We start from the raw sequence: 22633 nt of genomic DNA on the forward strand, positions 1-22633 counted from the left end.
ACCCTTGGTGCCTTTAACACTTTCTCTTGCAGGACGATGCCGATGCGCACAGTTTCCCCTATGATGATGTCCAGTATGCAGCCAGACCCAGAGCGCCATCCCGCCTTTTATGCAGGCGTCCTGCCAAAGCGTTTTCTGGCTTGGGTGCTGGACCTGATCCTGATCGGGGTCGTCACCGCCTTGATCGTGCCGTTTACCGCTTTCACGGCGCTGTTCTTCTTGCCCTTCCTGTTCCTTGTGGTCGGGTTTCTTTATCGCTGGCTCACCTTGAGCGGACGGTCCGCAACTTGGGGCATGCGGTTGATGAGCATCGAATTTCTGGATCGGAACGGCCAGCGCTTCGACGGTGCCACGGCTTTATTGCACACCTTGGGATACACCGTTTCTATGGCTTTCGTCATGCCGCAGGTTTTGTCTGTCGTGCTGATGGTGCTGTCTTCACGCGGGCAGGGGCTGAGCGATATGGTTCTTGGCTCGGTTGCGATCAACAGCCCGTCATCGCGGTGAAATGGTCAGGCCTTGCTGCAAAATCGCGTCTTGGCGCAGGCTGCAGGGCTTGCTAACGTGAGCCATCCTTGATCAGACACGTGACATGCGCCACACGCTTCCCATTGCGCCCCAATTCTACGTGACGGCTCCTCAGGCCTGCCCTTATCTGGAAGGGCGGATGGAGAGAAAGCTGTTTACGGCGCTGCAGGGAGAGCACGCACAGCGGCTGAATGACACCTTGTCCAAGCAGGGCTTTCGGCGCAGTCAAAACGTGCTGTATCGGCCGTCTTGTTCGGAATGCTCTGCCTGTCTTTCCGCGCGTATCCGTGTCGCTGATTTCCGTCCCAGCCGGACGCAGAAACGGATCATGCGGCGTGCGGCGCATTTGCGTCGCAGCGCAACCAGCCCATGGGCGACTGAAGATCAGTTCAGCCTTTTCCGCAGGTATCTTGACGCACGCCACGCCGATGGCGGCATGGCAGACATGGATATCTTCGAATTCGCGGCGATGATCGAAGAAACTCCGATCAAGAGCCGGGTGATTGAATACTCAAGGCCCGCAGGGCCGGAGGAGAGAGGCCAAGAGCTGGCAGCCGTTTGCTTGACGGATGTCTTCGATGATGGTCTGTCAATGGTCTACAGCTTCTACGATCCCGATCTGGTTGATCTGTCGCTGGGCACCCATATCATTCTTGATCACATCAACATCGCGCGTGAAGCAGGTCTGCCTTACGTCTATCTTGGCTATTGGGTGCCGGGCAGCCGCAAGATGGGGTATAAGGCCGGGTTTTCTGCCTTAGAGATCTACAAGAAAGGCGTCTGGCAGGATCTTGGTGATCCGGCGGCGCATCGAGCAGAACTGCATCCGTTGTCGATGGATCCGATCGCAGAGCAGGTGGCGCGCATCAATCTTCCGGAAGCGCGTCCGCACCGCGACTGAACCCTCTCATCCCTTGCAGAGAAAGATGTGGCGCGGAATTTTGCGGTTTTGCCCACATCTTACAGGCAGAGATCAGGATCAAGGCGCGGCCTCTGGACGTGGTTTGCAGAATTTCCTATATAATCCCTCAACAAACACTGATGAGGCCGGAATGAACAGCGAAGCACAAGTCGAGGGCAGCCCGCTCATCAAACCTTCGACCACAGATCATCCTTTGTATGACAGCGTGGTTGATGCGTGCCGAACGGTCTTTGACCCGGAGATCCCGGTCAATATCTTTGATCTGGGGCTGATCTACACCATCGAAATCGATGCAGAAAATGCCGTCAGTGTTATCATGACGCTCACCGCGCCGGGGTGCCCGGTGGCAGGAGAAATGCCGGGTTGGGTGGCTGATGCTGTCGAGCCTTTGGCTGGCGTGAAACAGGTCGATGTGCAGATGACCTTTGATCCGCCGTGGGGCATGGAGATGATGAGCGACGAAGCGCGTTTGGAACTGGGCTTCATGTAGGCGCGCGTTTTTCTGGGGCGCAGGTCATTTGGCCTGCATGCCTCAGATGCAAGGTTTTTGACTTGCATCGCTCTGTCAAAGCGTTTTGCTTGCACTTCGGTTATGCAAGCCCTATGGCTTGCATATGTCCAAGTTGCACGCGGTCTTGACCGGAGATCTCATCTATTCCACCCGCAGCGCGCCCGCGGAGGTGGATGAGGCGATGCTGCTGATCGAAACCTCTGTTCGCCTTTTGGATGCGGAGGCGCGTTTTCAGCGCTTTCGGGGCGACGGCTGGCAGGTGCATCTCACCTCGGCATCGCAGGGACTGTTGATCCTTGTCTTCCTTGCGGCGCAGTTGCGTGGCTCTGGCAAACTGTGCAGCCGGATCGCCTTGGGTGTGGGCGATGCGTATGGCTATGATCAGGGCAGTCTCGGGACGGCAGGCGGCGCAGCTTTTGTTCAGTCTGGCCGCGCCCTTGATGCAATGCCCGACGGGCGATGGTTTGCCTTGGCGGGGCAGGGGGTTGATCCGCTGCATCAGGCGCTGATGGCATTTCTGGATGCCCAGATTCAGCGCTGGTCGCCACAACAGGCACAGGCCGTTGCATTGTCACTTGGTCCAGATAACATCCTGTCACAACAGACGCTTGCCGATCACCTTGGTATTTCGCGTCAAGCTTACGCCGCGCGCTTGGCCGCTGCGGAGTTTTCGCTGACAACGCAGGCGCTTCGGGCCTTCTCCATGCATTTTGCACAGGATGTCGCCTTTGGCTGAAACTCTTGCCTTTCTGATCTTTGCACATGTTTTGGCTGATTTTGTGCTCCAGCCCGACCGAATGGTGCGCGCCAAGAGTATCGGGCATCCGGGTTGGATGGGAATGCACGCCGGAATTGTGGGCGTGCTTGCCTTGCTGGCGACGGGCGCTCAGACCCAAACCGCTTTGTTCGTGGTGGCAGGGCTGACATTGGCGCATCTGTGTATCGATGCCATGAAAGTGGCCATCGGGCCACGGGTATCCGGCATAAAGGCGTTTGTCGCAGATCAGGTTGCCCATCTGATGACGCTGGCGGTGGTGGCGATCCTGTGGCCAGATCTTTGGAGCCAAGGCTTCTGGGCCCCCATCGCGCCGCAATGGCTCCCGGCGGGCGTGACAGTTCTTTCCGGCAGCATTCTGACGATGAGGGCAGGCGGCTATGCCTTGGGTTTGCTCATGCGGGATTGGGGAGACGTTGGGCTTAAAGGCCTGCCGGGAGGCGGCCGCATCATTGGCGTCTTGGAGCGTGGCATCATCTATTTGCTGATCCTTGCTGGTGAACCCGGCGGCATTGGCTTCCTGATCGCGGCCAAATCTGTGCTGCGGTTCGGCGCCGTCCGAGAGGAGGCGCAGTTGTCGGAATATGTGATCATCGGCACGCTTGCGTCGTTCGGTTGGGCGATCCTTTTGGCGACCGGAACGGTGATGTTGCTTTCCGCCTTGCCGCCGCTTGGAATTCCGGACCTTTCACCTTAGATTAAGCGCAGAGACAGGAGTTCCTCATGTTTGGCATCCCCGGCAAAGCGGCCGTCACCCTGACCCCAATGGCCGCCCGGCAGATTGCACGGCTGATGGAGAAAGACGGCCGTCAAGGCCTGCGCATCGGCGTCAAGAAAGGCGGCTGCGCTGGTATGGAATACACCATGGACTATGTGTCCGAGGTCAACCCGCTGGACGAAGTGGTGGAGCAGGATGGCGCGCGCGTGATGATCGCGCCAATGGCGCAAATGTTCTTGATCGGCACCGAGATCGATTACGAGGTGGATCTGCTGCACGCCGGGTTTAAGTTCCGCAATCCGAACGTTGCCGAGGCCTGTGGCTGTGGCGAATCGATCAAGTTCAAGGACACACCCGCTCTTTAAGGAGCGTGCAGGGGTCTGTGTGTTCCACGACGGCACAGCCCGCCAACAAAGCGCCTCGGAAAATGCTATCCGCATTTCCCGAGGCTTTGTTTTTGGCGCGACACGGCATTTCAGCTTGTGCTGTCTCCGTAGTATCCGGAGTAAGCGCCGTTGTAATACCCACGCTTTCCACGCCGTTCGGTTTCCCGGTTGAGGATGCCGATCATGCGCACGCCCGGGGGCAGAGCTTCCTGTATTTGGTGGGCTGCTTCCCGCACTTCCCCTTGGGTCGTGTTTGAAAAGCGCACCACCAGCACGGCAATATCCGCCATCTGTGCCAGATAACGGGTGTCTACCACGGGCAACAAAGGCGGGCTGTCGATCACGATCACATCGAATGCCTCGCGCACCACATCCAGCAAGGATGCGAAACGTCGGCTGTTCACCAGTTGGTCCGTCGGCTGGGTGCTACGCGAGCCTGCTGTCACCAGTTCAAGGTTAGAGAGATGGTCCAGAACCGGGGTTACGACCAGTTCGGCATCGTTCTTGTCGGAGGTCAGGTAATCGATCAAGCCATCCTGAGGTGAAAGCTTGAAGTAATTCGCGACAGAAGGTTTGCGCAGATCGCAGTCAATCAGCAAGGTGCGTTGGCCTGAGACGGCATAGGTCCGCGCAAGTGCAATCGCGGTCGTGGTCTTGCCTTCGCCCGGCAAGGCCGAGCAAATCAACACGACCCGTGCCTTGCGACGATCGCTTTCGGAAGGATTGCGTTCGGACTGGCTTTGGTGAAGGTTGGTGTCTATGGCCAGGCGCAACTTGCGGAAACCTTCGGAGTATTGTGACAAAGGCGCGGTCATCACCTCATCCGCGGGCAGGCGCTCACTCCCACTCCACGAGATCGCGGGGATGGCAACGGGCACGCGGGCCTGAATGACATTGCCCAATTGTGCCGCCGACGTGACGCCTCCGATGTAATACTCGTTGAGAAACGCAAGCGTGACGCCCATTGCCAGCGCGGCAGTCAGCGCCATGATGATGATCAGACGCTTGTTGGGCGAGGCGGCGGATGTGGGTGGCAATGCTTCAGACACCACCCGCGCGTCGGCGATTTGCACATTCGCGAGCGCGTTAAGATCCTGAACCCGCGACAACAGTTGCTGATACTGGTTGCGGGCAATGGATGCCGATTGCTGTAGATTGAACAGATCCGCGATGACGGTCGACGACAGGTTCGACTGCAACAGCGCGTCACGCAATTGCTCGCGTGCGAGCGTTTCGGATTGCGTAATGTTCGACAGCTCACCCTCGACACTCGATTGTGCCTCGGCAAGTCGAGCCCCGAGGCTCTGGTCCAGCTCGGCCAGCGCGTTCTGCAAGTCGACCGCGCTCTGCGAACCGGCGGTTTCGCCACTCAAGCGGCGTGCAAGCGCTTCACGCTCATTGGCCAATTCTTCCAAAGCCACGTCGCCCAAAGTTGATGCGGCCGCTGCCCAGTCATTGCGCGCGGCGGCTTCGCGAGAGGCCGCCAGCACGCTCACGCTTTCAACCTTGCTTGATTGCGCGGCTTCCAACTGTCTGCGCAGTGCCGAAATGCTCGCATCGTTGCTCTCTTGCTCCAAGCGCGCAAGGTTATCGTCAATGAAGTTGTTTAAGGCGTCTTCCAGGCGGGCCAGTTCGACACGCGCCGTTTCTGTTTGGCTGCGCAGCACATCGCGCGCGGCGATGATGGAGCCGCTTTTGGTCATCACCTGACGGTCGATATAGGTTGCGACATACAGATTTGCGAGTTCAGCAGCGCGTTGCGCACTTTCAGATTCGACGCTGACGGAAATCAGATAGGTCAGACCTCTGCGCCTGATTTCTGTCGCGCCGCTCAGTTTCCGGATCGTATTGCTCACCAGTCTTTCGCTGGATGGCGGCGTGGCAGGGCGCAAGCCAATGGCCTGCCGCAGACTGGCGCCCGCGGATTCAAGGCCAAGCGCGATGGTAATCTTTTCTGTGAGACCAAGGCGTGGTCCAAACTCTGGATCACTGACAAGGTTTGCGCTTTGCACAACCGCCATGACAGTTGCCTCGGCCCGAAGCACCTCCACTTCCCCGTCCACGCGAGAGTTGAGGATTGCGCTCTGGCTGTTCTCGATGCTGCTCGGGTCCAGAATGTTCGACCCGCCTGCATCGATCGAGATCAGCGCGCTTGCCCGGTACATGGGAGTGGCAAGCATGATATACAGAACGGCAGGAACCAGAAAAACAAAAAAAGTGATCAATATCAATCGGCTCTGGCGCCGGAGTATGCCGACGAGCTCCTTGAGGTCAATTTCGGAAGATTGCAAAGAAATCACCTTGTTGGGAAATGTGTGCTGGTTTCAAAGCCCGTAAAAGAGCATGGCGCATTCGCGGCTTTCTTAACATCGCCCCCCCTTTGTTGAAAGATCTCTGCATGAGATCGCCGCTTCTTGTGGCATTTGACCGCTGCCTAATCTGAAAATGCCAAACTTTTAAACAACGCGCCCTCACCTGTGGTTCGGACAGCGGGGAACTGGTCCTTCAACAACCGCAAAGTCGTGAGCCGCCCCGTCGCGTAGGCGCCGGTATCTATCCCGATGCTGCCCGGGCGAAGGTCGGGTTCGGCAGAGATGTAATGCCCGTGGATCAAGATCAGGCCGGCCGGCGCCTCGAGCCCTGTGTTGCCCCAAACCAAGCTCCGCAAGGGTTGGGCGGACAGAGAGGCGCGCGGGTCAGCGCCTGCATGGGCCAGAAGATACGGCCCGACCCGAAGGGCTGGCACCGTCGCGCGCAGGAATGCGACATGTGCCTCTGGCACATGGGCCGCAAGGATCTGTGTGACCTTGCGTTCCGGCATGCTGCTAAGAGTGGGAAGATCCAATGTGATGCCATAGGACAGCAAGGTCTCATGTCCGCCGAACTCCAGCCAGCGCAGGTTGGCGCGCGGCGCCTCCATGAAGGCAAGCATCATCGCCTCATGGTTTCCTGTCAGACAAAACCGACGCGCGGGCTTTGGCAAAGGCCGCAACAGATGATCGATCATCGCGGCACTTTGTGGACCGCGATCCACAACATCTCCCAACAAGACGATGGTCGGTGATCGTTGCAATTGGCGCGCATCTTCAAGGATACGGGCTTCCGCCTCCAGATAAAGGGACAGGCATCCATGCACATCGCCGACCACATACACCGGGCCATCAAAGGGCGCCAATGTTGGCACATCTGCTGTGGTTGCGGTTTGCCCTGCCGACCTTCCCGCACCAAGGCGACCCATCAGGCGCGAAAAAATGGTCATGTGCTGCCACCTGCCACACGTGTCGCGTCCGTGCTAGAAGCACTGCTCAAGGTTTGGCGGGGGGGAGAAAGCGCCAATCCAACGATAAGCAAGAAGCAATAGACGTTGGCTGGAATCTCCAAGCTGAAATCCGCGAGCGAATGCATGGCACCCAAAGCGATCACGCCCAATCCCGCTGCATTCACTGCCGCGTCCCCCTGACCATCTTTCAGGCGTCGAATGATGATTGCCACGGCCCAGAGCGTCAACACCATGGGGATGCTGCCAATGACAAATCCCTGCTCCACCCAAAGGGTCAGATAGGTGTTATGTGCAAGGTCTGCATAGCTCTGGGTCACCAAGGGCTCATCGCGATACAACTCGAACGCAGGCGCAAAAGCATCATACCCATAGCCCGTGAAGGGGCGCTCCAAGATCATTCCCCAGGTCTGCCGATAGAGCTCAAGGCGAACTGAGGATTCCACCAGAGTGAAAAGCGCGCGCTCTGCGACATCGCCGCCGCTCACGGGAATGAGCACGATCAAAACAGCCACCAGCGCGAGCGCGCCTTGAAGCAAAGTTTTCACGAGGCTTGCTTGAAAGTGCAAGCGGAGGGCGAAAAAGGTTACAAGGGCGCCAAAGGCAGTGGCGGCTGCGCCCATGCGGGATTGCGTGAGCAGAATGGCAAACGCAAACAGCAAAATCGCCATCCAAAGCCCGATGATCTCTAGTCTCTCCGGCGTCAAGAACGCCGCATGGCCGCGGTCTTTTTCAGCGGCGGTCGAGCGTTGCCCACGCGCCAGCGCAATGGCCAAGGCTAAAATCAGACCAAAGCCCAGAAACGTCGCAATCGAGTTACGATTGACAAAAGTGCCCGTCAACACACCCAAGTAAACCGTCTTCTCTCCCCAAAGGGCGTAGTCGTTTAAAAGTCGAAGCGAGATGAGGGCGAAGATGGCATGCAGCAGGATCCCGATCATCAAAAGCAGCACAAGCGTTTGGCTTCTTTCGGGCTGGGTGCCAATTTCAATCACCAAAACGAGGAAGACAAGATATCCAAGCGCGCGGATGGCACCGAGGAATGAGGCATCCGGCATCACCGAAAGGCTGGCGGGCCGCATGTCTGCCCCGAGGAGCGACGGCAAGGCCTGCAATGCTTCAGGCAGATACCCGGCAATCGGGAGCGATTGGAGAACGGCATAGGCGGGGACAAGCAAGGCAATGGGCAAGAGCGCGCCATAACGACTGATCTGAAAGGCGTGGTCCCGTGCAAGCAAAAGGCGCGCCTTGGTCAGATAGGCCATGGCGCACAATCCCAACAGGAACGTCCAGATCAGCCACCAAGCCGGGCGATTGGAGGCCACGGGGATCGCACTGATGAAAACCATCAAGACCAGCAGCCGTCCGGTAAAGGTCTTGAGCCTTCCTGCGCGCCTTGATCCTGCGCTTCGCCTTTTGCGAGACACAAGGTTTTCTGAAACCGGAGCGGCCGGCGCTTGCGCCCTTAGGGTGCGGTTAATCTTGACCAAGGGCGCGCACCTCCCGCAAGAATGATGCCTTTTCCGCGTTTGGTCGCTGATCAATGACGCGAACCAGCATTGCTCGGGACGCTGGATCGGCGTGATAGAGGCGAGCAAGCCAGTTACGCCCGGCGGGCGTTTGCACCATGAAATTCACATCAGATTCAAGCGCCGCATCCAGTGCTGGTGATGTGGCACTTTGAAGGGACAGTCCTTCACGAAGGCGCAGTTTGGCATTCCACGATTCGCGCGGAGCCGTCTTTTGCGACTGGATCAGCGCTTGGGCCCCTTGCGCCGCATCAGCTGTCGACAGCATCAGAATTGTGTGGGCGGCAGAATAGGTCGGGTTCTTGATTAGGGCGTCCCGGGCGAGTGCGGCGCAGCTTTCGTCGACGGCGCGCTGCGTTTCAGGGGGTTGAAACGCTTGGATCAAGCTCTGCTGGACACGTGCGCAAGTCTCAAACACTTCGCGCATGCTGCGGTTGCTGAAAGGCAATTCAGGGACTTCTGATCTGCTCGCCAAGATTTCAAAAGCCCGCGCCTCTGAACTGCGGGCCCAGAACGCCGCATTGTATTCGCGCCCGAACGTGGCAACGACGCCTGACACAGCCAACAAGGACATGAGGAACACAATCAGTTTCATAGCTGCGGCGCGTGCTCTTTCTTGGTGCGCGAAGATGCCTGTTCTATGTCGACATGCGCGGAATGTCTCTGGAGCCAAAAGAGATACCCACACACCACCTATAGTTGCAAGGGCCTTGCGTGAAACACGTTTTTCCAGTTATATGTATTCTAAAATGATGGTGAGGCCGCTTTGTCGCAGCGCAAGTTTCATCCCTTCGCACGAAGCCATGTTGATGCCTGAACATACTTTAACAATACCAGAGGTTTCTATGCTCAAACGTATTTCATTTGCCGCGCCATTTCTTGCTGCTGCCATGACTCTGTCTGCTCCAGCTTCAGCGCAATCCGTTGATCTTCCGGCGATCAGCGCAGCCTGCGCGACCTCGGCCGAGGCGTGTCAGGCGGCTGTTCGCATCGCGATTGCTGCTGTTCGTGCGGCGGGTCTGTCTCCGGCTGCTGCAAATGCGCAACTCGGCGTGATCGCGGGTGTTGCCGTGCAGGCAGCCGCCACCTTGCCTACGGCGCAGCGTGTCGCGGTTGGGTCGGTGCTGACAGAAATTGCCGCGGTATCGACCAATCCGGTTCAGCAACAGACACTTGCGCAGCTCGCGAATCAGTTGCAGTCCGGCGCGTCGGTCGCAGAATTGTCCGCGACCGCGTCCTCTCTCAGCGCAAGCTGACCGCACGCTTCTGCACAACTTACCGCAATGGCCTCGTCACGTGCTGTGTGGCGGGGCTCCTGCATTTGCGTCCTTGATCGCTCTTTAGCGTGCCATCACCCTGTCATTTCTATGGTGTAGGGCGAGCACAAAATCTCTGTGAGCGTCTTGCATCGACAGAACGATGTGCCGGATCGAAGGGGTTTAACGGCGCCAGGCGCCAATTTCTTGTCCGAGGTGCTGTTTTCGGATCGCGCGCCTTTGAGAGCGCGCGGGGTCTGGCGCATCTCTGCTGCGAGGGGATGAGCCTGTCTGCGCGGCCAGATTGGGCGGCATAAAAATGTTTCGGCAGTAGATGCATTTTCCCGTCGGTCCCTTATGCTTGGCGCAAACAGGAGAATGCCATGGCTGGACTGCACAGGACTGTCGACCCGGATGGGTTGGAAGAATTTTCGGTGGTCTTTACTGACCGCAGCCTCAACCACATGTCGGCGCGCTTTCAGGCCGTGATGCGGGAAATCTCGGGAATGCTGCGCGATGTGTATAAGGGGAGCGCGGTGGCATTGGTGCCGGGCGGTGGCACCTATGCCATGGAAGCGGTGGCGCGACAGTTCGGCCAAGGAAAAGTGCTTGTCGTGCGCAACGGCTGGTTTTCCTATCGCTGGAGCCAGATTTTCGATGCTGGGGCATTCTCTCAAGATGTGACGGTCGTGATGGCACGACAGACTGGCAACGACGCGCGTGCGCCTTATGCGCCCCCGCCGATCGAGGAAGTCTGCGCCAAGATCCGTGAGACAAGACCTGAGGCCGTTTTTGCGCCGCACGTCGAGACCAGTGCCGGACTCATTTTGCCCGATGAGTATATTCAAGCGATGGCACACGCCGCGCACGAGGTCGGTGCTTTGATGGTTCTGGATTGCATCGCCTCTGGCTGTATCTGGGTCGATATGGCGGCCACTGGCGTGGATGTTTTGATCTCTGCGCCGCAGAAAGGCTGGTCCGCTTCACCCTCGGCTGGGGTTGTGGTGATGTCGGAGGCTGCCGAACAGCGTTTGGCGGCGACCGTGTCGAACAGTTTTGCGATCGACCTGAAGAAATGGCGCGCCATGATGGCCGCTTATGAAAACGGCGGTCATGCTTATCATGCCACCATGCCGACCGATGCGATCCTCGGCTTTCGCGATGCGATGGTCGAAACCCGCGAGATGGGATTTGAAGCGGCAAAAGCAGCGCAATGGGATCTGGGGCGCAGGGTGCGTTCGCTGCTCGTCGCCAAGGGGGCGCGCTCGGTTGCGGCAGAGGGGTTTCAGGCGCCGGGGGTCGTGGTCAGTTATACCGATGACCCGATGGTTCAGAATGGCGCCAAATTCCGCGAGCAGGGGGTGCAGATCGCCGCTGGTGTTCCCCTGCAGGTGGGAGAGGGAGAGGCGTTTAAAACCTTCCGGATCGGCTTGTTCGGATTGGACAAGCTGAAGGATGTTCCCGGCACAGTGGCGCGGCTGGAGCGCGCGGTCGACGCAGCTTTGGCGTAAGACAGACCTCGGCGTGTTGGTGGAGGGTAAACAGATCAGCCCAGACTTGGGCGAGAGGCTTGCCCTTCACCGCATGCCCAAGCCTGCTTTCATGAGCGTTTTTCGCACTGGCGACGCGCTGTATAGCGCATTGAGCGCAGTGGCGCGCAAGTCGCGCAGAGTTTGCGCGCCCACCATTGACGCACGGTTCAACATATCAATGCCGGTCACGCGGGCCTGCACCTCAAGATGCCGCATGCGGTGATAGCGTTCCATCATCCGCGCCGAGCCCAGATCCTCTGGTGTCGCCTGCGCCAATGACAGCAGGGCCGCAAGATCGGCTAGGCTCATGTTCAAGCCTTGGGCTCCAATCGGCGGCACCACATGCGCCGCTTCGGCGATGAGGGCACAGCGCTCTCCTGCCATACGCTCGGCAATCTGGCTGATGATCGGCCAAACCGTCACGCGGCTTGCCAAGCGCAGGGGGCCGAGAACCTGACATGAGCGGAGATTCATCTCGGCCTCAAACGCTTCGGTCGGCAAAGCGCTCAGCCGCGTCACCTCGGGGCCGGTGTCCATCCACACCACTGCCGAACGCGGCTGGCCATCCTTGTCGGGCAGCGGGACCAAGGTAAATGGCCCGCCACTGCGATGGATCTCTGTCGACACATTCTCGTGCGGCACCGGATGCGTCACGGCAAAGGCAAGTGCTTTTTGGCCATACCGCAGGGTTTTGACGCCAATCCCGGCTGCTTGCCGCATAAGCGAATTGCGCCCGTCTGCTGCGATCACCAGCCTTGCCCGCACATTCGAGCCATCTGTCAGACTGATCCGCGCCTCTTCAGTCCGTGTCATCATCCGTACGGTGCCAGTGCCGGGGCGAAAGTCGACATTCGGCAATTCTTCAAGACGCGCGACCATTTCACGGCGCAGCAGCCAGTTCGGCAGGTTCCAGCCGAAAGGCTGATCACCAATGTCCGCCGCGTCGAAATTCTTGGTCAATCGCGGCTCCGGCACGGCGCCACCGGCGTCGATGATCCGCATCACCTGCAGCGCGGTTGCGTGGGGGGCAAGACGGGACCAGAGACCCGCCGCTTCCAGCACCGCAACCGACGGCTGCAAAAACGCCGTGCTCCGCAGGTCGGCGCCCTCGGCCTCTTCGGAGGTCACGGGGTGAGCCGGATCGACGCACACCACATCAAACCCGGCCGAGGCAAAAGCTGCGGCCGCCGTTAATCCGGCGACGCCCCCGCCGGAAATAAGGATGTCGGTTGTGGTGCGTGTCATGGGGGATCTCCTCTCTGGAGCGCAAGATAGGCTGCCACGGGTGGAAATCGAAGCGACAAAGTGGCCCGATCAGTCCTTTCTTGGCCCGCGTCGGGGCCAGCTGATGGCCACGAAAAAGGCAAACATCAAGGGCACCAGCACCAAGGCGGTCAAGGTGAAGACCACAGGCCCCCAAATCTGAAACGCCAGCACCTCAAGCGTGATGAACACGATCATCAGATAAAAGACGTTGTTCACATCCTGCGAGATCTCGCGTGCAATTCGTCCCACGATGGGAATACCGAAAAGAATACGCTGACCAAGAGGCAGTCGGGGCACTGAAGGGGTTGTCTGGGTCATTCGGGCCGTCTCCGCATTGAAGCGTAAAGATAGGCGCGCAGGCAGCATGCTGCCACGCGCATAATGACGCATATCACACTCAGCTTTGGGTCAAGTGCCCAAGAAACTCGGACAGGTCTTCCGAATGGTAGTGAATGTGCGGGGCGGGTTCATGCAGCGGAGCGATATGTATGGTGCGCAAGCCCATGGCATGTGGCACCGCCAGATTGCGCGCGTCATCCTCGAACATCGCCGCGCGTGTTGGGGTGAGCCCGTCCAGCGCGAACACCGTCTCGAAGGCCGCGGCCTCGGGCTTGGGTCGGAACCCTGCATGTTCGACGCCATACACAGCATCAAACACCCCTGTCAGCCCCCGGGCCGCCAGCACATTTCGCGCATATGGGGCATCGCCATTGGTAAAGACGATCCGGCGTCCCGGCAGGGCGGCAATCCGATCGGCAAGTTGCGGGTCAGGCTCCAGCACCGAGAAGTCGATGTTGTGTACGTCGGACAAATAGCCGTTGGGGTCCACGGCATGTTCGCGCATCAGCCCCGCGAGGGTTGTGCCATAAAGCTGCCAATAGTGGCCGCGAAGATGGTTGGCTTGCGCATGGTCAACGCCAAGTTCCCGCATCACCCAAGCCGTCATGCGTTCTTCGATCTGGTCGAACAGCCGCATCCGCGGGGGGTAAAGCGTGTTGTCGAGGTCGAAGACCCAAGTGTCGACATCAGAAAAACGAGAGCGATCCATATCAGGCGATTACCCTGTGCGCGTCCGACGGGCAAGAGGTTGGTCATGCGGTCGCTTCACAGTGCCCCGTCGCGGCGCGGACGGGAGCCGATGCAAAGGCGCCTGTGGCTTTGTCCTCCTGACTTGCCAAGCCTTGCACCGTGGCTGTAGCGTGCCCGGCAACACGCCTGAAACAACAAGGACGTCCCGGTGCAGAAAGATGCCTATACGCTGATCCTAGAAGCGATCGAGGCGGGTTTGTACAAACCGGGTGACCGACTGGTGGAGTCTGAACTGGCAGAGCGGCTTGGTGTCAGCCGGACACCGGTTCGAGAGGCTTTGCAGCGGCTGGAGACGCAGGCCATGCTGACGCGTGACGGGCGAAGCCTGATTGTGGCGAGTCTCGATCATAACCAGTTGGCAGAGCTTTATGCGGTGCGTAGCGAACTTGAGGGGTTGGCTGCGCGTCTTGCGGCGCGGCATGCGACAGACGAAGAAATCCGGGTCCTGCGGGGGATGGTCGAGGATGACCGGACGCTTCTCGAAGGTGATCCGCGCGCGATGAGCCGAGCCAACAAGCGCTTTCACCGACAAATCCATCTTGCGAGCCACAACCGCTTTCTCGTTCAGCAACTCGATCTTGTGCACCGCTCCATGGCTTTGATGGCGACCACCTCGCTGGCCGCCGAGGGCCGCAGTGAGGTGGCCTTGGCCGAGCATGACAGCATTGTCGCAGCCATCGAGGCGCGCGACGGTGACGCTGCGTATCAGGCATTGCGCATTCATATCAGCAAAGCCTTTGAAACACGTCTTCGTGTCGATGCCGGGGAGCTGCGGCTGAAATCCTGAGGCAGGACTTAGGGTCAGATCGGGTCAAACCTTCCATGCATCGTTTTGTCCCAATAAAATGGGTTACGCACCATTTCCCATGCCGCCTTGTAAGACGCCAACGCACCCAAAGGAAAATAGGCGTGCATCATCAGCACCCACCAACGGCTGAACCGATGGCCTGAGATGTGCAGGGCGCAGAGGTGGAGGGTGAGATTGATCACTTCGGTGATCAGAAGAAGCCCTAACAGGAACAAGATCAGCGCAGGGGGTAAGGCATCCGCAATCGGGTGCGAGACCCCGAACCAAGGCAACCAGAAAGACCAGAGGAGGGGGGCAAAGACGAATTGCGAGAGCGTGCAAAGCAAGAGCACCTGAAAGCCCAGAAACTTCCATGCCCCCAGATCGCGCCACAGTTTAACCGGATCACGCATGTGGGTTGCCCAAGTCATCATATATCCCTTCAGCCAGCGTGAGCGCTGCTTGATCCAAGGCAGGGTGTGGCAATTGGCTTCTTCGCCCGTGACCGTGTCGATCAGCTCTGTTCGGTAGCCGTGACGATACAGCCGTATGCCAAGATCAGCGTCTTCTGTCACATTATGCGCATCCCATCCTCCAAGCCGCTCAAGCGCCTCGCGCCGGAAAAACAAGGTCGTGCCGCCCAGGGGGATCGGCAGCCCAAGACGCGCGAGGCCCGGCAAGATCAGACGAAACCACGTCGCATATTCGATGGTGAAGCAACGGGAGAGCCAGTTGGTGCTGGGATTATAGAAGTCCAGCACGCCTTGCAGGCAGGCGACCTCTGGCCCAAGCTGCGAGAAACGCTCGACCACCCTGAGGATTTGATCGGGTTCTGGCGCGTCTTCGGCATCGTAAACACCGATGATCGACCCACGACAATGGTCGACCGCGAAGTTGAGCGCCCGTGGCTTCGTTTTGATCTGCCCCTTGGGGACCACAACGATCTGCATCCATGGCGGCAGATCCGCCTTGGCCAAAGCGCTGCGCGTTTTCTGGTCTTCGGCTTCCACAGCCAACACGATGTCAAGCCTGTCGCGCGGATACTCGAGCTTTCCAAGCCGTCGCACGAGCCTTCCGGCGATGTCGCTCTCTCCATAAAGCGCAACGATGATCGAGACTGCGGGGGCAGGGGGCGGCCCTTGAAAAGCCGGCTTTTGAACACGGCGCCATTTGCTGGCCAAGCCGCAGGCAGCCTTTAGCAAGGCGGTTAGCAGCAGGGTCAGAAATGTCCAGCCGGTCATGACCCACAGAACCAATGCGGGCCACGCGAACGAAAGCATCACGAGGCAACAGGCCACGAGCAGCGACAGGCGCCGCAGGGCAGTGCCGGAAAGCGTGCGGCAACTGTCAACAGGTGCAACCCGTGTTTCCGCTGCATGGGCCAGTTGCCGGCCGCGGAGATTGAAAAGACTGTCGCGTAGCGCAGAGGGTGTGGTGATGGCTAGGGCAACCGGGCCAAAAATCCGCGTCAGCAGCTCACGCTGATCGGCGAAATCTTGAGGGTCGGACGCTGCGATGATGGTTGCACCGCCCGCCTTTCGCCACGGCAGCACGGATTGGCGAAGGCACGTGACCGCGCCCAACTGATCAATCAGGCGGATATCCGGGGGCGCCGTAACCGGATCGATCACCTGTGTTCCCCAACGCTGGGCGAGGGCGGTGTAGAACCTTTCGGTCGGCAAGGCCTTGCGTGCCAGCAAGATATCGCTGACCGGGCGCCGATGGTATGTTTGCAACATGAGGGCGCGGATCATATCGTCGCCCTGCACAAGGCCGCCTCGCAAAAGCGTCAGGGCCAAGGTATCCTGCTGTCGTTCGCCAGAGACCGATGCGCCTTTTATGGCACCGTCGGGCAAAGAGACAGAACGGGGGGACAAGAAAATCTGTGCCATGAATCCTCGGCTATCGCCGACCGAGGATCCAAGATGATGATTAACGCACGGTTAAATTAGATCGGGCCACAGCAGTCAATCAGGCCTCAGGCCGACCGACGGGCCTGCATCTCGCGCGCGAACCGTTCGAACAGATAATAGCTGTCTTGAGGACCGGGGCTGGCCTCTGGGTGATACTGAACTGAAAACACTGGCTTCCCAGCCACAGCAATCCCGCAGTTCGACCCGTCGAACAAAGAAACATGCGTTTCATCAACACCCGCAGGCAGGGTCTGGCTGTCGACCGTGAAGCCGTGGTTCATCGAGGTGATCTCCACCTTTCCGGTGGTCAGGTCTTTCACCGGATGGTTCGCCCCATGATGTCCGTGGTTCATCTTCACCGTCTTTGCGCCAAGCGCCAAGGCCAGCATCTGGTGTCCGAGGCAGATCCCGAAGACAGGAACATCTTTCTCCAGAACACCCTGAATCATCGGCACGGCATAAGCACCCGTCGCGGCCGGATCGCCCGGTCCGTTGGACAAGAACACGCCTTCCGGGTTCAGTGCCATAACGTCTTCGGCTGTTGCCGTGGCGGGCAGAACGGTCACGTCACAACCGGCCGACGCAAGGCAACGCAGGATATTGCGTTTTGCACCGTAGTCGATGGCGACCACACGCAGGCCTTCGCCTTCGCGACGGGTGTAACCCTCGGGCCACGCCCAGCGTTGTTCGTTCCAGCGGTAGGACTGTGTGCAGGACACGCCCTTCGCCAGATCGAGGCCGACAAGACCCTTCCAACCACGCGCGCGGGCGACCAGCGCTTCAATGTCAAAATTGCCATTCGGATCGTGGGCGAGGGCAACATGAGGTGCGCCCTGCTGACGAATGGCCCGCGTAAGCCGCCGCGTGTCAATCCCACCGATCCCGATGCGACCTTTCTTGACAAGCCAATCGCTCAACTCGCCAGTGGCGCGCCAATTCGACGGCTCGGTCACGTCCCATTTCACCACCATCCCTGCAGCGACAGGCTCGGCAGTCTCGTCATCCTCGGAGGTGACACCGGTGTTGCCGATATGGGGGAAAGTGAACGTGACCACCTGACCTGCATAGCTCGGGTCCGTCATGATCTCTTGATATCCGGTCATCGCAGTGTTGAACACAAGCTCTGCGACGGTTTCGCCAACTGCGCCGAAACCCATTCCGTAGAACACCGTGCCATCGGCCAGAGCAAGGCAGGCGGTAGCTTTCTGCTGAGCAGGCATGGTGGCGACTCCCAATTGGCAAATTGGGCGGAACCTACGGGGGAAGCTGCGCGGGGTCAAGACTTAGTATCAAAAGGAATGTCCTTCAAATACAATGGCTTGTCTAAATTGCCGGTGGTTGTTCTTGTCAGCGATACCGAGTATTGTGTCCTCCAACTGTTCCTAAAGGAAAGCAATTCCATGTCGCTGCGCGAACGTCTGCAGATTTCCCTGAAAGAGGCGATGAAGGCGAAAGAGGCAGATCGCCTCTCCACGCTCCGGCTGATCAACGCCGCCATCAAGGATCGGGAGATTGCGGCGCGCGGAGAGAGCAGTGACGCTGAGGTGGGCGAGGGCGATATTTTGGCGATCCTCGGCAAAATGGTGAAGCAGCGGCAAGAATCAGCCCGTGCCTATGAAGAGGGCGGTCGTCTGGAGCTGGCCGAAAAGGAACTGGCCGAGGTCAGGGTTATCGAGGAATTTCTGCCTCGACAGCTCTCTGCCGCTGAGGTCGAAGCGGCCGTCGCCGCTGCGGTTGCGGAATTGGGAGCGGACAGCATCCGTGACATGGGCAAGGTGATGGCCTTGCTGAAGGGCAAGTACACCGGGCAAATGGACTTTGGCGCCGTGGGGCCGATGGTTAAAGCACGCCTGTTCTGATTTCGGTGCAGGTGGACAGGCCAGCCCGAGACGCTAAGGCTTCGCGCCTTGCATCCAAGGCTGGGCTCAGCCTCGGTTATCGGCGAATGCGGCGCGCAGTTCTGAAGAAAGCGCCACGCGTTCTTCTTCAGAGAGAAATGCTCCGATCTCAACCGGACGCGGCCCCCCTTTCAGCGTGACGTATTGTGGCACAGGCCCTCCGGTCTCGTGCACCTCTACGCGAACCCAGTGCGGGTTCGCTTGCCACTCGGCATGCTGATCGCGTGGACCATGGCGGGTGAGGGTTACTTGCTCGGCTGTCAGGGTGAGCTCTTCGACAATCTCGCCGTCACGATAGCTGCGTTGCAGCGCAAACCAGATGCCGCCGATCGCGAGTGCCAGAAACGGCAATAACCCCCACAGAACCGGGGAGCCCAAGACGGCCAGAAGCGGGAGGGCAATCAGGGTGCAGGTGCTCCCAATGAACCAGACAAACCCTTTTCGCGGCAGCGAGCGATATGGCCACAGGCGAAGCTGGCGGACGTCTGCTCGGGTGATGTCGGAGGGGAGCCACTGATAGGGCATTGCGCGGCGCTGTCCTCTTGCTTTGCACGCCAAGGATAAGGCGCGTCGCAAAATTGTCAAAGCGATGCTCAGGTCCCGTTGTCGCAGGTGATTTCAACATCATGCTGGCGATAGAGAAAATCTTCTGCGACCACCTCAACGCCAACGGGGCGTGATGAGAAAAGACTGAACCCGGAGAAGCCGCAAATGTTCTGAGCTTCAGCCGCAATCTGGTCTCGAAACGCCAATTCGCGGCTGTCCGTGAGCGTATAGGCCCGGTCGACAGTGAAGCGGTGCACGACGACATCGCGCGGCGCGGTGTGTTCCGGCACTGGGTCAGCAGGGGCAACGCAGGCGGCAAGCAGGCATATCAGGGCAAGGGGCAGGCGAATGGCCATCCAGGGGCACGTCCTTCTGAGGAAACTGTAACAGCAGTATCCCCGACTTTGCCGCTCGGGTCAAAGCGACCTCTGACCAAAGCAAAAGGCCCCGGATTTTTCCGGGGCCCTTCAAGACTTTCAATCGTTTAGTGAGCGTGACCTTTGTCCCAGTCAGACTGCTTGGGCAGCTGCTCAAACGTGTGCTCTGGAGGAGGCGACGTCAGCGTCCATTCCAACGTGTCTGCGTATTCGTTCCAGTAGTTGTTCTGGGTCACACGACGGCCGAACTTCAGCGCGTAGAAGCACATGACGATGAAGAACACGAACGAAGCGAAGGAGAGGAACGCACCCAGCGACGAGATGTAGTTCCAGTAAGCGAAGGCTTCCGGATAGTCGATGTAACGGCGCGGCATACCCTGACGGCCCAAGAAGTGCTGGGGGAAGAAGGTCAGGTTTGCACCGATGAACATCGCCCAGAAATGCAGCTTTCCAGCCCATTCCGGGAACTCACGGCCCGACATCTTGCCGAACCAGTAGTAAATCCCCGCGAAGATCCCGAAGACGGCACCCAAGCTCATCACATAGTGGAAGTGCGCCACGACGTAGTAGGTGTCATGGTAGGCGCGGTCCACACCCGCCTGCGACAGGACGATCCCGGTCACACCGCCGACGGTGAAGAGGAAGAGGAAGCCGAAGGCCCAGAGCATCGGCGTTTTGAACTCGATGGAGCCGCCCCACATGGTGGCGATCCACGAGAAGATCTTGATGCCGGTGGGCACCGCGATGACCATGGTGGCCAGCATGAAGTAGGACTGCTGGGTCAGCGACATGCCGACCGTGTACATGTGGTGCGCCCAGACGACGAAGCCCAGAACACCGATCGCAACCATCGCATAGACCATCGGCAGATAGCCAAAGATCGGCTTGCGGGAGAAGGTGGCGATGACTTGGCTGATGATGCCAAAGGCTGGCAGCACGATGATATACACTTCCGGGTGCCCGAAGAACCACAGGATGTGCTGATACAGGATCGGGTCACCGCCGCCTTCCGGCTGGAAGAAGGTGGTTCCGAAGTTGCGGTCGGTCAACAGCATGGTGATCGCACCCGCCAGAACCGGAAGCGCCAGCAGGATCAGCCAGGCGGTCACGAAGATCGACCAGGCGAACAGCGGCACCTTGTGCATGGTCATGCCCGGGGCACGCATGTTCAGGAAGGTGGTGATGATGTTGATGGCCCCCAGGATCGACGACGCACCTGAAAGGTGAACCGCGAAGATCGCAAGATCCATCGAGTAGCCGCCTTCATTGGTCGAGAGCGGCGGGTAAAGCACCCAGCCCACGCCCGAGCCGAGCTGCCCGTTGCCACCCGGCGAGAAGACCGAAGCCACGGCCAAGGCGGTGCCGGCCACGAACAACCAGTAGCTCAGGTTGTTCAGTCGCGGAAACGCCATGTCGGGCGCACCGATCTGCAACGGCATGAAGTAGTTACCAAAACCGCCAAACAGCGCCGGGATAACCACGAAGAACATCATCAGGATGCCGTGCCCGGTGATCAGCACGTTCCACAGATGACCGTTCGGCGTACATTGGTCTGTGGTCGTCGCAAAAAGCCGCGCGCCTTCGGCGCACATGTATTGGACGCCGGGCTCCATCAACTCCATCCGCATGTACACGGTGAAGATGACAGAGATCAGGCCGACGAGCCCGCCGGTGAAGAGATAAAGGATCCCGATGTCCTTGTGGTTGGTCGACATGAACCAGCGGGTGAAGAACCCACGCTGATCCTGGTCGTGGCCATGGATGGCTGCGTCCGCCATTGGCGTCTCCCGTTCTTGTTATAGCGATCGTCCGACGCTTGGAGTCGGACATTCATCTTTTGTCATAGCTTTCCAAACCAGTCGCGGCAACGGGGGAATTTGATCTGGATCAAGTGCAAATGTCGCACCACCTTGAAATCCGCCGCTTTCGAGCACCGCACAGCCATCGCCCGGATGTTCTTTGCACCGCTCGGGGAGGGCGATCTTTCGGTTCGGCGCTATTGGTCAGCATTATTGACTTGCCTCGGCGGGGTTGGCAGGGTGCGGCCTTGAGGGGTGGGCAATTCCTGCGCACCGCATGCAGCCCTGGGAGGACTTTCGTCATGCAATGGGAACAGGTTCTGGCACCGCGCATGGGGCGCATGAAGGCCTCTGAAATTCGCGAACTCCTGAAACTCCTGGATCAACCCGACATCATTTCTTTTGCCGGAGGTATTCCTGATCCTGCGCTCTTCCCTGTGCCCGCGTTTCAAGCGGCCTTGGCCGCGACGCTTGCTCCGGGCAAAGCCGACACCGCATTGCAGTATTCGGTGAGCGAAGGCTATCTTCCGCTTCGTCAGTGGCTCGCCGATCATATGACAGGATTGGGCATCCCCTGTGCGGCCGACAACATCTTGATCACCTCTGGCTCGCAGCAAGCGCTGGATTATCTGGGCAAGCTGATGATCGGCCCGAAGGACACCGTGCTGGTGAACTGGCCGACCTATATGGGCGCCTTGGGCGCATTCAATGCCTATGAGCCAGAGTATGATCGTCTGGATCCGCGCGAAAACCGCGGTGCAGCCGAGTATGCCGCAAAGGCTGAAGAGAAGGGAGGTTCTGTTAAATTTGCCTACCTTTCCGTCGATTTCGCCAATCCGACCGGCGAGACCATTGCCCGGGCCGATCGAGAACGCGTGCTGCAACTGGCCGATGAGTTGGAGATCGCCATTGTCGAAGATGCGGCTTATCAAGCGCTTCGGTTCGATGGCGATGCAGTGCCGCCGATTCTCGCGCTGGAAATTGCGCGCAAAGGCGATATCGAAGCCTGCCGAACGGTTTACTGTGGTTCTTTCTCCAAAACTCTCGCACCGGGCTTGCGGGTGGGTTGGGTTTGCGCCGCAAGCACAGTCATCAGCCGCTTGGTTTTGATGAAGCAGGCGGCAGATCTGCACTCGTCCACCCTGAACCAGATGGCAATCGCCGATGTTGCCGCCGCCGTGTTCGAAACCCATGTGGCGGGTTTGCGCGATGTCTACAAATCCCGCCGGGATCATATGCTGAAGGCCCTTGAACGCGAAATGCCAGCTGGGGTGAACTGGACACGTCCTGAAGGGGGCATGTTCGTCTGGATCACCTTGCCCGAACACATGGATGGTGCCGAACTTCTTGCCCGCTCGCTCCAGACGGAGCGGGTTGCCTTTGTGCCCGGTCGGGCTTTCTTCGCCGACGGTTCCGGCGGCAACACGATCCGGCTTAGCTTCTCGCGCGCGGATCCGGCAGCCATTGACGAAGGGATCCGCCGGCTCGGCGCCTTGATTGCGCGTGAGTTGGCCTGATTTTCAA

Annotated in this window: 23 protein-coding genes; 11 read left to right on the plus strand and 12 right to left on the minus strand. The window is 59.0% G+C overall.

Annotation, left to right across the window (positions count from 1 at the left end; all coding sequences use genetic code 11):
• Positions 1-42 precede the first annotated feature (42 nt).
• The 6 genes from CUR21_RS04565 to CUR21_RS04590 all read left to right on the plus strand — a co-directional run bounded on the left by CUR21_RS04565 (position 43) and on the right by CUR21_RS04590 (position 3819).
• Positions 43-507 carry an RDD family protein gene (locus tag CUR21_RS04565; RefSeq protein WP_232622682.1) on the plus strand — a complete coding sequence of 155 codons (465 nt, stop codon included), beginning with the start codon at positions 43-45 and terminating at the stop codon, positions 505-507.
• Positions 508-592: 85 nt separating this feature from the next.
• Positions 593-1429: an arginyltransferase gene (locus CUR21_RS04570; protein WP_100195830.1), complete on the plus strand. Its 837-nt coding sequence runs from the start codon at positions 593-595 to the stop codon at positions 1427-1429.
• A 151-nt stretch (positions 1430-1580) separates the two neighbouring features.
• Positions 1581-1940 (plus strand): SUF system Fe-S cluster assembly protein, encoded by a 360-nt coding sequence (locus tag CUR21_RS04575; protein ID WP_100195831.1) that lies wholly within the window; start codon positions 1581-1583, stop codon positions 1938-1940.
• Positions 1941-2064: 124 nt separating this feature from the next.
• Positions 2065-2697: a hypothetical protein gene (locus CUR21_RS04580; protein ID WP_100195832.1), complete on the plus strand. Its 633-nt coding sequence runs from the start codon at positions 2065-2067 to the stop codon at positions 2695-2697.
• The gene (locus CUR21_RS04585; RefSeq protein ID WP_157791931.1) at positions 2690-3433 is read left to right on the plus strand and encodes a DUF3307 domain-containing protein; all 744 of its coding nucleotides are present in this window, start codon (positions 2690-2692) and stop codon (positions 3431-3433) included. Before CUR21_RS04580 ends, CUR21_RS04585 begins: the two co-directional genes overlap by 8 nt.
• Positions 3434-3459: 26 nt before the next feature.
• A complete protein-coding gene (locus CUR21_RS04590; RefSeq protein WP_100195834.1) occupies positions 3460-3819 on the plus strand; it encodes an iron-sulfur cluster assembly accessory protein in 360 nt (119 codons plus the stop codon).
• A gap of 110 nt (positions 3820-3929) precedes the next feature.
• Here CUR21_RS04590 and CUR21_RS04595 read toward each other — a convergent pair whose 3' ends face one another.
• The 4 genes from CUR21_RS04595 to CUR21_RS04610 form a co-directional block, all read right to left on the minus strand.
• Positions 3930-6131 carry a polysaccharide biosynthesis tyrosine autokinase gene (locus CUR21_RS04595; RefSeq protein ID WP_198431616.1) on the minus strand — a complete coding sequence of 734 codons (2202 nt, stop codon included), beginning with the start codon at positions 6129-6131 and terminating at the stop codon, positions 3930-3932.
• A gap of 143 nt (positions 6132-6274) precedes the next feature.
• Positions 6275-7099 (minus strand): metallophosphoesterase, encoded by an 825-nt coding sequence (locus tag CUR21_RS04600; RefSeq protein WP_100195836.1) that lies wholly within the window; start codon positions 7097-7099, stop codon positions 6275-6277.
• Positions 7096-8607, minus strand: a complete 1512-nt coding sequence (locus tag CUR21_RS04605; RefSeq protein WP_157791932.1) for an O-antigen ligase — start codon at positions 8605-8607, stop codon at positions 7096-7098. The genes CUR21_RS04600 and CUR21_RS04605 overlap by 4 nt, the downstream gene beginning before the upstream one ends.
• The gene (locus tag CUR21_RS04610) at positions 8594-9241 is read right to left on the minus strand and encodes a hypothetical protein (RefSeq protein ID WP_100195838.1); all 648 of its coding nucleotides are present in this window, start codon (positions 9239-9241) and stop codon (positions 8594-8596) included. Before CUR21_RS04610 ends, CUR21_RS04605 begins: the two co-directional genes overlap by 14 nt.
• Before the next feature lie 250 nt (positions 9242-9491).
• Between CUR21_RS04610 and CUR21_RS04615 the strand changes: the two genes are divergently transcribed.
• Both CUR21_RS04615 and CUR21_RS04620 read left to right on the plus strand, forming a co-directional pair.
• Positions 9492-9902: a hypothetical protein gene (locus CUR21_RS04615; RefSeq protein WP_100195839.1), complete on the plus strand. Its 411-nt coding sequence runs from the start codon at positions 9492-9494 to the stop codon at positions 9900-9902.
• A gap of 383 nt (positions 9903-10285) precedes the next feature.
• A complete protein-coding gene (locus CUR21_RS04620; RefSeq protein WP_100195840.1) occupies positions 10286-11413 on the plus strand; it encodes an aminotransferase class V-fold PLP-dependent enzyme in 1128 nt (375 codons plus the stop codon).
• Between the two features lie 66 nt (positions 11414-11479).
• On the opposite strand, the gene CUR21_RS04625 is transcribed toward CUR21_RS04620, so the two are convergent.
• From CUR21_RS04625 to CUR21_RS04630, 3 genes are all read right to left on the minus strand, one after another.
• A complete protein-coding gene (locus CUR21_RS04625) occupies positions 11480-12679 on the minus strand; it encodes a UbiH/UbiF family hydroxylase (RefSeq protein WP_100195841.1) in 1200 nt (399 codons plus the stop codon).
• Between the two features lie 69 nt (positions 12680-12748).
• Positions 12749-13018, minus strand: coding sequence for a hypothetical protein (locus tag CUR21_RS18550; RefSeq protein ID WP_157791933.1), 270 nt, complete (start codon positions 13016-13018; stop codon positions 12749-12751).
• Positions 13019-13097: 79 nt separating this feature from the next.
• Complete coding sequence (locus CUR21_RS04630; protein WP_100195842.1) at positions 13098-13748, minus strand: pyrimidine 5'-nucleotidase; 651 nt, start codon at positions 13746-13748, stop codon at positions 13098-13100.
• Positions 13749-13937: 189 nt separating this feature from the next.
• On the opposite strand from CUR21_RS04630, the gene CUR21_RS04635 reads away from it, so the two are divergent.
• On the plus strand, positions 13938-14576 hold the full coding sequence (locus tag CUR21_RS04635) for a GntR family transcriptional regulator (RefSeq protein WP_100195843.1): 639 nt from the start codon (positions 13938-13940) through the stop codon (positions 14574-14576).
• Positions 14577-14590: 14 nt separating this feature from the next.
• Here the strand turns inward: CUR21_RS04635 and CUR21_RS04640 are convergent, their stop codons facing one another.
• Together CUR21_RS04640 and carA are read right to left on the minus strand one after the other, a co-directional pair.
• Positions 14591-16468 (minus strand): glycosyltransferase, encoded by a 1878-nt coding sequence (locus tag CUR21_RS04640; protein WP_100195844.1) that lies wholly within the window; start codon positions 16466-16468, stop codon positions 14591-14593.
• An 86-nt stretch (positions 16469-16554) separates the two neighbouring features.
• Positions 16555-17709, minus strand: coding sequence for a glutamine-hydrolyzing carbamoyl-phosphate synthase small subunit (gene carA, locus CUR21_RS04645; protein ID WP_100195845.1), 1155 nt, complete (start codon positions 17707-17709; stop codon positions 16555-16557).
• Positions 17710-17889: 180 nt separating this feature from the next.
• On the opposite strand from carA, the gene CUR21_RS04650 reads away from it, so the two are divergent.
• Positions 17890-18348, plus strand: a complete 459-nt coding sequence (locus CUR21_RS04650) for a GatB/YqeY domain-containing protein (RefSeq protein ID WP_100195907.1) — start codon at positions 17890-17892, stop codon at positions 18346-18348.
• Between the two features lie 66 nt (positions 18349-18414).
• On the opposite strand, the gene CUR21_RS04655 is transcribed toward CUR21_RS04650, so the two are convergent.
• The 3 genes from CUR21_RS04655 to ctaD all read right to left on the minus strand — a co-directional run bounded on the left by CUR21_RS04655 (position 18415) and on the right by ctaD (position 21088).
• Positions 18415-18912 (minus strand): DUF2244 domain-containing protein, encoded by a 498-nt coding sequence (locus tag CUR21_RS04655; RefSeq protein WP_100195846.1) that lies wholly within the window; start codon positions 18910-18912, stop codon positions 18415-18417.
• Between the two features lie 68 nt (positions 18913-18980).
• Complete coding sequence (locus CUR21_RS04660; RefSeq protein WP_100195847.1) at positions 18981-19289, minus strand: hypothetical protein; 309 nt, start codon at positions 19287-19289, stop codon at positions 18981-18983.
• Between the two features lie 128 nt (positions 19290-19417).
• Positions 19418-21088, minus strand: coding sequence for a cytochrome c oxidase subunit I (ctaD, locus tag CUR21_RS04665; protein ID WP_100195848.1), 1671 nt, complete (start codon positions 21086-21088; stop codon positions 19418-19420).
• Positions 21089-21411: 323 nt separating this feature from the next.
• On the opposite strand from ctaD, the gene CUR21_RS04670 reads away from it, so the two are divergent.
• Positions 21412-22626, plus strand: coding sequence for a PLP-dependent aminotransferase family protein (locus CUR21_RS04670; RefSeq protein WP_100195849.1), 1215 nt, complete (start codon positions 21412-21414; stop codon positions 22624-22626).
• The last annotated feature ends 7 nt before the right edge of the window (positions 22627-22633 follow it).

It is taken from the genome of Pseudorhodobacter sp. MZDSW-24AT (assembly GCF_002794355.1).
Taxonomy (GTDB): Bacteria; Pseudomonadota; Alphaproteobacteria; order Rhodobacterales; family Rhodobacteraceae; genus Pseudotabrizicola.

Coding starts and splice junctions, on each gene's coding strand:
- CUR21_RS04565 (WP_232622682.1), top strand. CDS start 43: ATGCGCACAGTTTCCCCTATGATGATGTCCAGTATGCAGCCAGACCCA.
- CUR21_RS04570 (WP_100195830.1), top strand. CDS start 593: ATGCGCCACACGCTTCCCATTGCGCCCCAATTCTACGTGACGGCTCCT.
- CUR21_RS04620 (WP_100195840.1), top strand. CDS start 10,286: ATGGCTGGACTGCACAGGACTGTCGACCCGGATGGGTTGGAAGAATTT.
- CUR21_RS04625 (WP_100195841.1), bottom strand. CDS start 12,679: ATGACACGCACCACAACCGACATCCTTATTTCCGGCGGGGGCGTCGCC.
- CUR21_RS04655 (WP_100195846.1), bottom strand. CDS start 18,912: ATGCCCTATCAGTGGCTCCCCTCCGACATCACCCGAGCAGACGTCCGC.
- CUR21_RS04580 (WP_100195832.1), top strand. CDS start 2,065: ATGTCCAAGTTGCACGCGGTCTTGACCGGAGATCTCATCTATTCCACC.
- carA (WP_100195845.1), bottom strand. CDS start 17,709: ATGCCTGCTCAGCAGAAAGCTACCGCCTGCCTTGCTCTGGCCGATGGC.
- CUR21_RS04575 (WP_100195831.1), top strand. CDS start 1,581: ATGAACAGCGAAGCACAAGTCGAGGGCAGCCCGCTCATCAAACCTTCG.
- CUR21_RS04660 (WP_100195847.1), bottom strand. CDS start 19,289: ATGGCCATTCGCCTGCCCCTTGCCCTGATATGCCTGCTTGCCGCCTGC.
- CUR21_RS04610 (WP_100195838.1), bottom strand. CDS start 9,241: ATGAAACTGATTGTGTTCCTCATGTCCTTGTTGGCTGTGTCAGGCGTC.
- ctaD (WP_100195848.1), bottom strand. CDS start 21,088: ATGGCGGACGCAGCCATCCATGGCCACGACCAGGATCAGCGTGGGTTC.
- CUR21_RS04630 (WP_100195842.1), bottom strand. CDS start 13,748: ATGGATCGCTCTCGTTTTTCTGATGTCGACACTTGGGTCTTCGACCTC.
- CUR21_RS04650 (WP_100195907.1), top strand. CDS start 17,890: ATGTCGCTGCGCGAACGTCTGCAGATTTCCCTGAAAGAGGCGATGAAG.
- CUR21_RS04670 (WP_100195849.1), top strand. CDS start 21,412: ATGCAATGGGAACAGGTTCTGGCACCGCGCATGGGGCGCATGAAGGCC.
- CUR21_RS18550 (WP_157791933.1), bottom strand. CDS start 13,018: ATGACCCAGACAACCCCTTCAGTGCCCCGACTGCCTCTTGGTCAGCGT.
- CUR21_RS04615 (WP_100195839.1), top strand. CDS start 9,492: ATGCTCAAACGTATTTCATTTGCCGCGCCATTTCTTGCTGCTGCCATG.
- CUR21_RS04640 (WP_100195844.1), bottom strand. CDS start 16,468: ATGGCACAGATTTTCTTGTCCCCCCGTTCTGTCTCTTTGCCCGACGGT.
- CUR21_RS04590 (WP_100195834.1), top strand. CDS start 3,460: ATGTTTGGCATCCCCGGCAAAGCGGCCGTCACCCTGACCCCAATGGCC.
- CUR21_RS04600 (WP_100195836.1), bottom strand. CDS start 7,099: ATGACCATTTTTTCGCGCCTGATGGGTCGCCTTGGTGCGGGAAGGTCG.